Source organism: Streptomyces sp. NPDC091279 (assembly GCF_044757465.1).
In the GTDB taxonomy this organism is placed as follows: Bacteria; Actinomycetota; Actinomycetes; order Streptomycetales; family Streptomycetaceae; genus Streptomyces.
Genome location: NZ_JBIVVA010000001.1, coordinates 639,018 through 651,492 on the forward strand (window position 1 = coordinate 639,018; position 12,475 = coordinate 651,492).

Annotated in this window: 13 protein-coding genes and 1 pseudogene; 9 read left to right on the forward strand and 5 right to left on the reverse strand. The window is 72.0% G+C overall.

Annotation, left to right across the window (positions count from 1 at the left end; genetic code table 11):
* The first annotated feature begins 355 nt into the window (after positions 1-355).
* The 4 genes from ACIQOU_RS02655 (at position 356) to ACIQOU_RS02670 (ending at position 3,294) form a co-directional block, all read left to right on the forward strand.
* Positions 356-1,210: a GNAT family N-acetyltransferase gene (locus ACIQOU_RS02655; protein WP_401533620.1), complete on the forward strand. Its 855-nt coding sequence runs from the start codon at positions 356-358 to the stop codon at positions 1,208-1,210.
* A gap of 123 nt (positions 1,211-1,333) precedes the next feature.
* Positions 1,334-1,900 (forward strand): dihydrofolate reductase family protein, encoded by a 567-nt coding sequence (locus ACIQOU_RS02660; protein WP_401533235.1) that lies wholly within the window; start codon positions 1,334-1,336, stop codon positions 1,898-1,900.
* A 163-nt stretch (positions 1,901-2,063) separates the two neighbouring features.
* Positions 2,064-2,459, forward strand: a complete 396-nt coding sequence (locus ACIQOU_RS02665) for a MerR family transcriptional regulator (protein ID WP_401533623.1) — start codon at positions 2,064-2,066, stop codon at positions 2,457-2,459.
* A 58-nt stretch (positions 2,460-2,517) separates the two neighbouring features.
* Positions 2,518-3,294 carry a GNAT family N-acetyltransferase gene (locus ACIQOU_RS02670; RefSeq protein ID WP_401533237.1) on the forward strand — a complete coding sequence of 259 codons (777 nt, stop codon included), beginning with the start codon at positions 2,518-2,520 and terminating at the stop codon, positions 3,292-3,294.
* Positions 3,295-3,365: 71 nt separating this feature from the next.
* On the opposite strand, the gene ACIQOU_RS02675 is transcribed toward ACIQOU_RS02670, so the two are convergent.
* Positions 3,366-3,629: a GlsB/YeaQ/YmgE family stress response membrane protein gene (locus tag ACIQOU_RS02675; RefSeq protein WP_401533239.1), complete on the reverse strand. Its 264-nt coding sequence runs from the start codon at positions 3,627-3,629 to the stop codon at positions 3,366-3,368.
* Positions 3,630-3,941: 312 nt separating this feature from the next.
* Between ACIQOU_RS02675 and ACIQOU_RS02680 the strand changes: the two are divergent.
* Positions 3,942-4,880 (forward strand): annotated as a pseudogene (locus ACIQOU_RS02680) (hydrolase); the annotation flags it as partial.
* A 165-nt stretch (positions 4,881-5,045) separates the two neighbouring features.
* On the opposite strand, the gene ACIQOU_RS02685 reads toward ACIQOU_RS02680, so the two are convergent.
* The 3 genes from ACIQOU_RS02685 to ACIQOU_RS02695 form a co-directional block, all read right to left on the reverse strand.
* Positions 5,046-5,486: an SPW repeat protein gene (locus ACIQOU_RS02685; protein WP_401533242.1), complete on the reverse strand. Its 441-nt coding sequence runs from the start codon at positions 5,484-5,486 to the stop codon at positions 5,046-5,048.
* 212 nt (positions 5,487-5,698) lie between these two features.
* A complete protein-coding gene (locus tag ACIQOU_RS02690) occupies positions 5,699-7,072 on the reverse strand; it encodes a cryptochrome/photolyase family protein (RefSeq protein ID WP_401533244.1) in 1,374 nt (457 codons plus the stop codon).
* A gap of 33 nt (positions 7,073-7,105) precedes the next feature.
* The gene (locus tag ACIQOU_RS02695) at positions 7,106-8,632 is read right to left on the reverse strand and encodes an SDR family oxidoreductase (protein ID WP_401533246.1); all 1,527 of its coding nucleotides are present in this window, start codon (positions 8,630-8,632) and stop codon (positions 7,106-7,108) included.
* A 174-nt stretch (positions 8,633-8,806) separates the two neighbouring features.
* On the opposite strand from ACIQOU_RS02695, the gene ACIQOU_RS02700 reads away from it, so the two are divergent.
* Together ACIQOU_RS02700 and ACIQOU_RS02705 are read left to right on the forward strand one after the other, a co-directional pair.
* On the forward strand, positions 8,807-9,670 hold the full coding sequence (locus ACIQOU_RS02700; RefSeq protein ID WP_401533247.1) for a SigB/SigF/SigG family RNA polymerase sigma factor: 864 nt from the start codon (positions 8,807-8,809) through the stop codon (positions 9,668-9,670).
* Positions 9,671-9,777: 107 nt separating this feature from the next.
* Positions 9,778-9,945, forward strand: a complete 168-nt coding sequence (locus ACIQOU_RS02705; protein ID WP_401533250.1) for a hypothetical protein — start codon at positions 9,778-9,780, stop codon at positions 9,943-9,945.
* Between the two features lie 30 nt (positions 9,946-9,975).
* On the opposite strand, the gene ACIQOU_RS02710 is transcribed toward ACIQOU_RS02705, so the two are convergent.
* A complete protein-coding gene (locus ACIQOU_RS02710) occupies positions 9,976-10,923 on the reverse strand; it encodes a LysR family transcriptional regulator (RefSeq protein ID WP_401533252.1) in 948 nt (315 codons plus the stop codon).
* A 143-nt stretch (positions 10,924-11,066) separates the two neighbouring features.
* On the opposite strand from ACIQOU_RS02710, the gene ACIQOU_RS02715 reads away from it, so the two are divergent.
* Positions 11,067-11,144, forward strand: a complete 78-nt coding sequence (locus tag ACIQOU_RS02715) for a putative leader peptide (protein ID WP_351520955.1) — start codon at positions 11,067-11,069, stop codon at positions 11,142-11,144.
* Between the two features lie 157 nt (positions 11,145-11,301).
* A complete protein-coding gene (gene sfnG / locus ACIQOU_RS02720) occupies positions 11,302-12,420 on the forward strand; it encodes a dimethylsulfone monooxygenase SfnG (protein ID WP_401533253.1) in 1,119 nt (372 codons plus the stop codon).
* Positions 12,421-12,475: the final 55 nt, after the last annotated feature.

Genomic DNA, 12,475 nt, shown 5'->3' on the forward strand with positions numbered 1-12,475 from the left:
TTCCGATCCCACGGCAACCCTGATGCAAGGCCTCACCGCAACCTGCCGGTGAGGCCTCCGCCCTCCATCCGCACCGACCGAGGCACGGTCGAACGCGCGTGCCGGACGCCCCGGCCGCAGCGCGTTCGCACCGTGCCGCGTGCGGTCCTGCGGGGGCAGTGAGCCGTGAGCTTCGCGCCGCGTGCTTCGCGAGGGGCCCGGCGTCTGGTCCCTGCCTCCCCGAGGTGCGACGCCCGCTTGCGTAAAGCCCTTTGGAGCGGCGGGTGTTGGCGCGAAGGGAGGTCTGTGGCGCGAACCCTTCTGAAACAGAGACTGTTGGAATGGAGTCGCCGTATGACTGCTGCCGTCCCCGAAGATCTCGTCTGCCGTCCCCGAAGATCTCGTCGTCACCCGAGCCACGCCCGACGACTGGCGGACGGTCGTCGACTGGGCCGGTGCCGAAGGGTGGAACCCAGGGCTCGCCGACGCGTCCGCGTTCTTCACGCTGGACCCCGACGGGTTCTTCGTCGGGCGGCTCGACGGCGAGATCGTGTCGTCGATCTGCGTCCTCAACCACTCGGCCGACTTCGCCTTCCTCGGCCTCTACCTGGTCCGCGCGGATCTGCGCGGACACGGGTGCGGCCTGACCACCTGGAAGACCGCGCTGTCCCACGCCGGTTCCCGCACCGTCGGCCTGGAGGGAGTCGTCGCCCAGCAGGACAACTACCGCCGCTCCGGCTTCCGTTTCGCCCACCGCACCGACCGGTTCACCGGCCTCGCGCCCGCCACCGAGGTCCCGGCCGATGTCCGTGCCGTGCGGGAGGGCGACTTCGCGGAACTCCTCGCCTACGACGGCGCCTGCTCCCCGGCCGACCGCCCGCGCTTCCTGACGGCCTGGCTGACCAGCCCCGGTCACCGTGCCCTGGTCCGTCGCACCGGCGGCCGCGTCACCGGCTACGGGGTCGTCCGCCCCGGACCCGACGCGCTGCGCATCGGGCCGCTCTTCGCCGACACGGCCGATGACGCGCGGGCCCTGTTCGCCGGGCTGGTCGCGGAGGTACCCGGCGAGGAGATCGCCGTGGACGTTCCGGCGACCAACGCGGCGGCCGTCGCCCTGGCCCGACAGGCCGGTCTGACACCGTCGTTCGAGATGGCCCGGATGTACACGGGCCCGGTGCGGCCGTTCGCCGAGGAGCGGGTCTTCGCCTACACGACCGTGGAAGTGGGCTGAGGGAGCGGTAGGCGCGGAGCCCTGGTCCGGGCGGTGTGCGCCGGTGAGGCTGGAGTGCGGACCGATGAGTTTCCCGTGCCGCGTCGGTCTACAGGCCGGGACCCGCGGACGGAAGGATGGGCCATGCGGACACTGATCTACGGCATGAACCTGACCCTGGACGGCTATGTCGCCGCGCCCGGTGACGACATCGGCTGGAGCGGGCCGCCGAGCGACGAGCTGTTCCAGTGGTGGCTCGACCTTGAACAGGCGAGTGCCCTGACGCTGTACGGGCGCAAGCTGTGGGAGACGATGAGTTCCTACTGGCCGACCGCCGACCAGCAGCCGGGCGCCACTGCGGCGGAGAGCGCGTTCGCGCGGAACTGGCGGGACACGCCGAAGGTGGTGTTCTCCTCGACGATCGACCAGGTCGACGGGAACGCCCGCCTGGTCACCGGCGACGCGGTCGCCGAGATCACCCGGCTCAAGGCCGAGGACGGCGGCCCGATGAACATCGGCGGCGCAACGCTGGCCGGCGCGGCCCTGCGGGCCGGGCTGATCGACGAGTACGTGATCGCCGCCCATCCGGTCCTGGTGGGCCGCGGCACGCCGTTCTTCCCCGCGCTGGACAGCTGGGTGAACCTGACCCTGCTGGAGACGCGGACGTTTCCCGGCGGCGTGGTCCTGACCCGGTACGCGACAAGGCGCTGAGCAGCAGCACCCACGTGCGGCCCGGGCCGACGACAGGGCGAGCAGCCCCGGCCACGGCAGGCGCGCGGGCACGGTAGTGCCCTGGGACAGGGGAGTGGTGGTCATGCGGCCATGCTCGAACCCGCACCTCAGTGTGAAGGCAAGGGCGCCCCCCGAGGCCGTGATGCGGCTCGGTGAACTCTCCCGGCGCACCGGCGTCCCCGCCCGGCTGCTGCGCCATGACGAGGAGCAAGGCCTCCTCACCCCGGACCGCGCCGAGAACGGCTACCGGGACTACGGCGAGTCCGCCGTGCGGGATGTCCAGCAGATCCGCGGACTGCTCGACTCCGGGCTGAGCACGGAGATGATCCGCGCGATCCTGCCGTTCCTGTCCGGCCCTGGCGAGATCCTGCTCCCCTCCGTGTGCCTCACCGACGAGACCGCCGCCCTGCTCCAGGCGCACATCGACCGTATCCAGGCCCGCATCGACTGTCTGGCCCGCGACCGGGACCGGCTGAGCGCCTGTCTGGCGGCGGTGCGGCCCGCCTCCGGCGTCGACGGGGAGTCCGTTTCGGCCTGATCGCCGTGAGCGCGCCAAAGTTGTTGCCGTGGCCGCCTTCCGGTGCTGGAGTAGGCCCATGGATCATGACGGTGTGCTCGCGCTCTACGACCGGGCCATGCGCGAAGGCGCCCAGCCCGACAGCCCCGACGCGCGGATCGAGCGGGTCGGCCGGGTGGTGCGGCAGGTGTCCTCGGGCAGCGGCTGGAACGGCGTCGTCTGGTCCGACCTGGACGCGGCGGGCGCGGACGCGGCGATCGCCGAACAGGTCGCGTACTTCGGCGGGTTGGGCCGTGAGTTCGAGTGGAAGCTGTACGGGCACGATCTGCCGGTGGACCTCGGGCAGCGGCTGAGCGCGGCCGGGTTCACGGCGGAGCCCGAGGAGACGCTGATGATCGCCGAGGTCAACGCCCTCGACCTGGACGCCGGGGAGCCCGAGGGCATCCGGCTGGTGCCGGTCACGGACGCGGCGGGCGTCGGCCTGGTGGCGGACGTGCACGAGAAGGCGTTCGGCACGGACAGTTCCCGGCTGCGACGCCAGCTCCTGGCCCGGCTGACGGACGATCCGGACGGTGTCGTCGCGGTCGTGGCGCTCGCGGGCGACGACCCGGTGAGCGCGGCCCGCATGGAGCTGGTGCCGGGCACCCGGTTCGCGGGACTGTGGGGCGGCGGCACCGTCGAGGCCTGGCGCGGCCGGGGGATCTACCGGGCGCTGGTCGCGCACCGGGCGCGGGCCGCCGTCGAGCGCGGCTACCGCTACCTCCAGGTCGACGCCTCCGCGCAGAGCCGCCCCATCCTGGAACGCCTCGGCTTCGTCGCGCTGACGACGACCATGCCGTACGTGTACGTACCGTAACGGCACCGAACTCCGTGGGGGCGAGGCCCTGTTGAGCCTCGCCCCGGCTGCCGCGAGCGCCGGTCGCCGGGTCAGCGGCGGCCCACCGCGCGGTCCAGCGCGGCGATGCCCAGCGCGGCGACGCCGATCTGGATGAGCCACTCGATCCAGTCGACGCCCCGGGTGTCGGCCACCCCGAACGCCGCCGCGATCGCCCCGCCGATCAGCGCGGCGACGATGCCGACGACGATCGTCAGCAGCACGCCGATGTGCTGACGCCCCGGCACGACCAGCCGTCCGAGTACGCCGATCACGACGCCGATCACGATGGCGCTGACGATGCCCGTAATCTCCATCTCCGCCCCTCCTCGTCGAGATCCCCGCAGGATGCGGATTCCCGCTCGGCGAACGGACAGTCCGGCGCGGGGACGTCACCGTTCCCGGTTCTCCTCAACGGTCGGCAAACGACCGGTCAATCTACGACCGGGTGGGCCGGGTGAGGCGTGTACGGGCCATGTTTGCCATGTACGTTTCAACCGCTCGGCCGTGCGGAGTCCGTCCGGCCGAACGTCTACGCGCGCAGACGCCCCCTGTCTACGCGGGTAGTCCGGCCCCGTACCACCCCACACCCCCACAACTCCCCCCCACTCCTCTCGGAGGTAAGCCGGATGCTTGGAACGACCGGGTCCCGTCACCGACTCACCACGGCCCTCGCGACCCTCGGCCTGCTCGCCGCGGGCGTCGCCGTGCAGGGCGCCGCCACCGCCACCCCCGCGCACGCGGCCACCACCCACCGCGTCCTGTTCGACAACGCCCACGCCGAGACGGCCGGCAACGCCGACTGGATCATCTCGACCAGCCAGCCCGATCCGCTGGGCCAGGACTCCTCGCCGTCCGCCGAGACGGACTGGACCGGCGCGCTCTCCTCCTGGGGCGTGGCCCTCCAGAAGACCGGCGACTACAGCCTGAAGACGCTGCCCAGCGGCTCCAGCCTCAGCTACGGCGGCTCCGCGGCGACCGACCTGTCGAAGTTCGACACCCTGGTCCTGCCCGAGCCCAACACCCTCTTCACCACCGCCGAGAAGACGGCGATCATGACGTTCGTCAAGAACGGCGGCGGACTGTTCATGATCTCCGACCACACCGGCGCCGACCGCAACAACGACGGTGAGGACGCCGTCGAGATCCTCAACGACCTGATGTCGAACAACAGCGTCGACTCCACCGACCCGTTCGGCTTCTCGATCGACTCCCTCGACGTCCAGTCGGGCTACCCGGCCGCGATCAGCGACAGCAGCGACCCCGTCCTGCACGGCGGCTTCGGCACCGTCACCAAGAGCCTCATCGCGGACGGCACCACCGCCACCCTCAAGCCCGCCGACAACTCCGCCGTCAAGGGCCTGCTCTACCGCAGCGGCTACTCGGGCAACACCGGCGCCTTCTTCCTGACCAGCACGTTCGGCAGCGGCCGCGTGGCCTTCCTCGGGGACAGCTCGCCGATCGACGACGGCACCGGCCAGTCCGGCAACACCCTCTACGACGGCTGGAACGACACCGGCGCCACCAACGCGCCCCTCGCCCTCAACGCCACCGCCTGGCTCGCCGGGTGACGGCAGCCGACCGCTGAAGGGGCCCGGCGTATGCCGGGCCCTTTTGCCGCGTTTGACAGGCAGGTAATCACCTGCGTGACGGAGTGTCGTACGGCGGACGCCGACCGGTCCGCGCACGAGGCGCGGGCCGGCCGACGTCCGCCGTCCTTTCCGGGGAGGTGCCTAGACGGTGTGCCTGCCGCGTGCCGAGGCGAAGGCGCAGGCAGCGCCCAGGATCAGCGCGAGGGCGCCGATGATGATGTTGTTGAGGACGACACCGGTGTCCGGACTGGTGCCGACGATCCAGGGCGAGACGATCATCCACACGCCCATCGCACACAGTGCCCAGCTCAGGCCGGACATGCGGGCGGTGACGGTGGCGAATCCGAGGGCCAGCAGGCCGATCGCGATGCCCATGATGACGTTGTGGGGCACCAGAGCTGGCTGACTGAAGGTGTAGTGGAGTATCCACGGGGACACGGCGCAGTACAGGCCGAGCAGGAAAACTGGCCCGGCCATGAGCGCCACGTTGCCACCACCCTGCACGCGGGCGTACCTCTCCCGCATTTCGGGGACATCGGGGTGGCTCCCTATGTCACCTCTGGTGTGCGACACGTTGGCCATGATTCGTCTCCTTCGTGACTCACAGATCTGTCCGCCTCTGGGTGCGGTATGCGGGCAGCACTGCTTCACTCCATTCTGCGTCCGTTTTCAGATTATGTGTACATATAGGGCGAAAAGAACGCCAGAAATTGACAACGTCCCTGGTCAGAGCGGTGGAGCCGATTTCCGGCCCCACGCGTGCGACCCCGGCAAACGGGCGGCAGCCGGGCCCCTCAGTCCAGCCCCCTGGCCCTCCTGAAGCGGGCCAGCCCCTCCGCGAGGTCGACGATCGGGTCCGGGTAGCCGTCGATCGCCGCCCGCCCGGCGCCGTTCAGCTTCCACGGCTCGTGGACCAACGGCCCCTCGACCGCCGCCAGTTCGGGCACCCAACGCCGGACATAGGCGCCGTCCGGGTCGTAACGGCGGGCCTGCGTCAGGGGGTTGAGGACGCGGTTCGGGCGGCTGTCGGTGCCGGTGCCCGCCATCCACTGCCAGTTGAGCTGGTTGTCGGCCACGTCCCCGTCGACCAGGAGGTCCAGGAAGTGCCGGGCGCCGACCCGCCAGTCGACGTACAGCGTCTTGGTGAGGAAGCTCGCGGTCAGCAGGCGGCCCCGGTTGTGCATCCAGCCCTCGTACCGGAGTTGACGCATGGCCGCGTCGATCACCGGGTAGCCCGTGCGGCCCTGCCGCCACGCCTCGATGTCGGCGCGGGCCTCCGACGCGGAGCGCCAACGGTCGTGCCGCGTCCGGTAGTCGACGCGCGCCGCGTCCTGCCGGGCCGCGAGGACCTGCCGGTGGAAGTCGCGCCAGGCGAGCTGCCGCACGAACGCCTCCGCACCCCGGCCGCCCGACTTCCGGGCCCGATGGACGAGTTCGACGGGGGAGAGGGTCCCGAAGTGCAGATGCGGGGAGAGCCGGGAGGTGGCGTCGCCGGGCAGGTCGTCGTGGCCGTCCTCGTACCCGGCGACCCCGGTGCGCAGCCAGGAGGCGAGCGCCGCCCTGCCCGCCGTCTCACCGCCGTCGGGCAGGCCGGGGGAGCGGCCGGGGACGGCGTCCCGGGACGGGAGGCGCTCGGAGCCGATGCCGTCGGGGACCCGCAGCGAGCGGGGTGCGGCCAGCAGGGTGCGCGGGGGCTGGTGGGACCAGCGGCGGAAGTACGGGGTGAAGACCGCGAAGTGGTCCTTGGCCGCCGGGGTCACCGCGCCCGGCGCCAGCACCGTCGTCACCGTGTCGTGGACGTGCAGACGGCGCCCGGCGGCCTCCAGGGCGCGGCGCAGCCGCTGTTCACGCCGGTGCGCGTAGCCGCTGACGTCCGCCGCCATATGGACGTCAGCGGCGTCGGCCTCGGCGGCCACCGCGCACACCGTGTCGACGAGATCCCCCGAGCGCAGCACCAGTCTGCCGCCCCGCGCGCGCAGGCCCGCGTCGAGGTCACGCAGGCAGTCGGCGAGGAACGCGAGCCGGTTGGGCACCGCGAACCCGGCCGCGTCCACCCCCGCGTCCCGCACGAACAGCGGGACGACCGCGTCGGCGTCGTGCGCGGCGCGCAGCGGTGGATGGTCGTGCAGGCGCAGATCGGAGGTGAACAGGACGACCGAGACGTTCATGGCGCGGACTCCGGGGGAGAGACGGGGTGCACGTCATCCTGCCGGGTGTTCGCCCGGCGCGCGGACAGGCGCCCGGGTCGCGGCCGCGGCGATGTTGCGGGCCATCCCCCCGAACACCAGGGCGTGGAAGGGCGACACGCTCCACCAGTAGGTGTGCCCGAGCAGGCCGTGCGGATGGAACACGGCGCGTTGCCGGTAGCGGGTGCGGCCGGCGTCGTCGGTGTCCGCGCGCAGCTCCAGCCAGGCCAGACCCGGCAGCCGCATCTCCGCGCGCAGCCGCAGCAACCGCCCCGGCTCGATCTCCTCGACCCGCCAGAAGTCCAGCGCGTCCCCGACCCGCAGCCGTGCCGCGTCCCGCCGCCCCCGGCGCAGTCCCACCCCGCCGGCCAGCCGGTCGAGCCGGCCGCGCACCGCCCACGCGAGCGGGAACGAGTACCAGCCGTTGGCCCCGCCGATGCCCTCGATCACCCGCCACAGCTGCGCGCGCGAGGCGTCCACGGTCAGCTCGCGCCGGTCCGTGTACAGGCTGCCGCCCGCCCAGTCGGGATCGGTGGGCAGCGGATCACTGGGCGCGCCCGGCACCGACGCCGACGACCAGCGGGTGACGACGTCGGCGTCGCGGACCCGGCGCAGGGCGAGCCGCAGCGCCTCGTCGAAGCCGATCGGATGCCCGGGCGGGTCGGGCACGTACCGGGCGATGTCGTGCTCGTGGCAGACGACCTCGTGGCGCAGCGACTCGGTGAGCGGCCGGGCCAGGGCCGCGGGCACCGGCGTGACCAGACCGACCCAGTGGCTGGACAGACCCGGGGTGAGCACCGGCACCGGCACGATGATCCGCCGGGGCAGTCCGGCGACCGCCGCGTACCGCCGCATCATGTCCCGGTAGGTCAGCACGTCCGGCCCGCCGATGTCGAAGGCGCGGTTCACGTCCGCCGGCATCCGGGCGCTGCCGACCAGGGCGCGCAGCACGTCCCGCACCGCCACCGGCTGGATACGGGTGCGCACCCAACTCGGGGTGACCATCACCGGCAGCCGTTCGGTGAGGTGGCGCAGCATCTCGAAGGAGACCGAGCCCGACCCGATGACCACCGCCGCCCGCAGGACCGTGGTGGGGACGCCGGAGCCGAGGAGAATCCGGCCGACCTCGGCCCGGGAGCGCAGATGCGGGGAGAGCGCACGCTCCGGCACCTGTGCCGGTGTCAGTCCGCCGAGGTAGACCAGGCGCCGCACGCCCGCCGTCCGGGCGGCCTCGCCGAAGATCCGGGCCGCCTCCCGGTCGGTCTCCTCGAAGTCGGCGCCGGAGCCCAGCGCGTGCACCAGGTAGTAGGCGACGTCCACGCCGGACAGCGCGGCGGCGACCGAGGCGGCGTCCGTCACGTCGCCCCGCACGCTCTCGACCCGGTCCGCCCAGGGGAGGTCGCGCAGCTTGCCCGGGGAACGGGCCAGACAGCGCACCCGGTAGCCCGCGTCCAGCAGTTCGGGCACCAGGCGGCCCCCGATGTACCCGGTCGCGCCGGTCACCAGAGCGCGCGGCCCGGGCCGGTCGTCGTCAGCGTCCATGGTCGTTCGCCTCCTGCGATGTCCGAGCCCCCGGTGTGATCACTTCCCCGGGCGGCGGCACATCGCGGGCACAGGCACCCAACGGGTGACGGGGGCGCGGCACCCGCTCGACACGCTGGGATCGCGGTCACCGTCGGTTGTGGGCCCGGTGGGGGAGATTGGGCGGGTGACCAGGTGGCCCGAGCGCCCCGGCACACCGCGATCGAAGGTGACACCCCGGGCGGCCGGGGTCCGAACAAGGAGCGAACCATCCCCGTACAGCCCACCGTTGTGAGCCCCGCCGACGCCCACACCCTCTCCGCGCCCCTCTTCGCCCGGCTGCACGCGCTGGAGGAGGGCACCCCGGAGTACTCCTACGTCCGCAACACCCTCGTCGAACTGAACATGTGGCTCGTCCGGCAGGCGGCCCGCCGCTGCCGGCCCAGCGCGGAGATCCACGACGACGTCCTCCAGGTCGGCACGATCGGGCTGATCAAGGCCATCAACCGGTTCGACCCGACCCGGGGACATGAGTTCGAGGCGTTCGCGGTGCCGACGGTGGCGGGGGAGATCAAGCGGTTCTTCCGCGACGCCACCTGGGCGGTCCGGGTGCCCCGGCGGCTCAAGGACTGCCGTGCCCTGCTGCGCGCCCAGGCCGTCGCCTTCGAACAGGGGACGGGCCGTGCCCCCACGGTCGCCGAACTCGTCGAGCGCACCGGCCTGTCCGAGGAGGAGGTCGTACAGGGGCTGCGAGCCGCCGAGGGCTACGGCACCGTCTCCCTCGACGCACCGGCCGAGTCCGCCGCCGACGGCCTCACCCTCGCCGACCGGCTCGGCGGCGACGACCCCGCCCTCGGCCGCACCGACGACCTGCTCACCGTCGCCCCGCTGGTCGCCGCCCTGTCCGACCGGGAACGCGCCATCCTGGCCATGCGCTACCTCCAGGACATGACACAGAGCCAGATCGGCGCCGAACTCGGCATCTCCCAGATGCATGTCTCCCGGCTGCTGACCCGCACCCTGACCACCCTGCGCGCCCAGGTGGCCGGCACGACCTGAGATTCCGCATCCATGACAGGGACATGTTCCGGTGCGACGGGGGCAGACGGACGGTCACGACAGCTGTCACGGGCAGCAGCGGACCGACGCGGAAAGAGGGTGCCGCCATGGGCGCGAAGGTGTTGGAGCGGTTCTCGGCGGGGGGTCCCCGCGGATCATGGCCGGCCGAGGAGTACGCGGCCCAGCGCCGCGCGGCCGGCGAACCGGCGACCGTGGTCATGGACCTGAAGTCGGACACCTTCCTGGTGATCGTGCCGGTGCTCGACGAGGACTGAGCCCGCCCCGCCGCCGCAGGCACACACCGGTCACCACCCGGCCGGACGCCCGCCCGACAGCGGCGCTCCGCTCACCCCGCCGCCCAGCTCACGCCCCCGGCGCACGAACGCCTCGTGCAGCTCGCGGGGCGCCAGCGGCACCGACTCGGCACGGCGGCGCCGCAGCATCAACAGCACCCCGGTCGTGTCCCCGGCGATCGGCCGACAGGTGAGCGTGCCCTGCCGCTCCAGCGGATCGCCGACCACGCTGAAGTCCGGCAGCACACTCACCCCGAGCCCCTCGGCGACCATCAGCTTGCCCAGCTCCGCGCCGTCGGTCGAGTAGGAGAACGACGGCGTGCGCCCGCCGAGCAGCCGGTGCACGAACCGGTGCATCACATATCCGGAGCGCATCGCGATCAACGGCTGGGCCAGCAGATCGTCCACCGTCACCGCGTCCCGCGCGGCCAGCGGACTGTCCGGGCGCAGGCACACCACCGGGCGCCCGCGCAGCAGTTCCGTGGAGTCGAGGTCGGCGGGCAGGTCGTCGCCGTCGAGATGGTTGACCAGGCCCAGGTCGAAGCCGCCCTCCGCGAGCGCCCGGTGGATCTCCGTCTGCTGCGCGGCCACCACCTCGACCTGCGTGACCGGATGCGCGGCACGGAACTCCCGGACCACCGGGATCAGCAGCGGGACCGTCGCCGCGTTCACCGTGCCGACGCGCACCATGCGGCTGATGCGGTGCTGCTCGCCCGCCGCCGCCCGCAGCCGGTCCACCGCGTCCAGCACGTCCACGATGTGCGGCAGCAGTTCGCGGCCCTCCGCGCTCATCGTCGCCCCGGACCGCTTGCGTTCCAGCAGGTCCACCCCCAGCTCCCGCTCCAGGTTCCGTACCGTCTCGCTCAACGCGGGCTGGGACAGCCGCAGTTCCTCGGCCGCCCGCCGCAGCGAACCCAGCCGGGTCACGGCCGCCATGTATTCCAGTTGTTCGGTGCGCACCCCCGCAGAATGCGGCCCCTTTCAGGCCGGGTTCAAGGGTTTCCCTGTCACGCCTTCGTGAAATTCAATGGTCCGCGATGCGAGACCGGTCGGGTTTTCCTTGACTGCTCTCGCCGACGGCTGCCACGATCGATGCCATGAAGATGCGACTGGACCTCACGCGGCGACGCCATGTCGACCTCGCGCGCGTTTCCAGTGCCTCCTGTTGCACCGCGGCCTGATCCCCGTCCCGATCCGCCGCCCGCCCCGACGCCCCTGACCGCGTCGGCGGACTCTCTCTCCCGCTCTCCCGCGCCCGTCTGAATACGCCGCACCTGCGCGGCCGTTGAATTCTGTGCGCCCAAAAACATTCCACTCCACCCGCAACAGGAGTTCCGCATGCCCGCGCCCGTGAAATTCGCCTACTGGGTCCCCAATGTGAGTGGGGGACTGGTCACCAGCAGGATCGAGCAGCGCACCGACTGGGGTTACGACTACAACCGCGAACTCGCCGTCCTCGCCGAGAACAACGGCTTCGAGTACGCGCTCAGCCAGGTCCGCTACATGGCCAGCTACGGCGCCGAGTTCCAGCACGAGTCGACCAGCTTCAGCCTCGCCCTGCTGCTCGCCACCGAACGCCTCAAGGTCATCGCCGCCGTCCACCCCGGCCTGTGGCACCCCGGCGTCCTCGCCAAACTCGGCGCCACCGCCGACCACCTCTCGAAGGGCCGCTTCGCCGTCAACGTCGTCTCCGGCTGGTTCAAGGGCGAGTTCACCGCCCTCGGCGAACCGTGGCTCGAACACGACGAACGCTACCGGCGCACCGAGGAGTTCATCACCGCCCTGCGCACGATCTGGACCGAGGACCACGCCGAACTCGGCGGCGACTTCTACCGGTTGCGGGACTTCTCCCTCAAGCCCAAGCCCCTCAACACCCCCGAGCGCCCGCACCCCGAGATCTTCCAGGGCGGCAACTCCACCGCCGCCCGCGCCATGGGCGGCCGCGTCTCCGACTGGTACCTCTCCAACGGCAAGGACTTCGACGGCGTCACCGAGCAGATCGCCGACGTGCGCAAGGCGGCGGCCGACGTCGGGCGCACCCCGCCGAAGTTCGGGCTCAACGGCTTCCTCATCGCCCGGGACACCGAGGCCGAGGCCCGCGACACCCTGCGCGAGATCGTCGCGAAGGCCGACACCGAGGCCGTCGAGGGCTTCGGCGCCGCCGTCAAGCAGGCCGGCCGGTCCGCCGCCGACGGCAAGGGCATGTGGCAGGACTCCAGCTTCGAGGACCTCGTGCAGTACAACGACGGGTTCCGCACCGGTCTGATCGGCACGCCGGAGCAGATCGCCGAACGGATCGTCGCCTACCGGAAACTCGGCGTCGACCTGCTCCTCCTCGGCTTCCTCCACTACCACGAGGAGGTCGAGTACTTCGGCAAGCGGGTGCTCCCGCTGGTACGGGAACTGGAGGCCGGGCTCCCGGACACGGCGGACGACACCGCCCCCGTCCACGCCTGACGCCCCTCCTGTCCCTCCCGCCTTTCCCACCCTTGCGCACCGCACCGCACGGCGA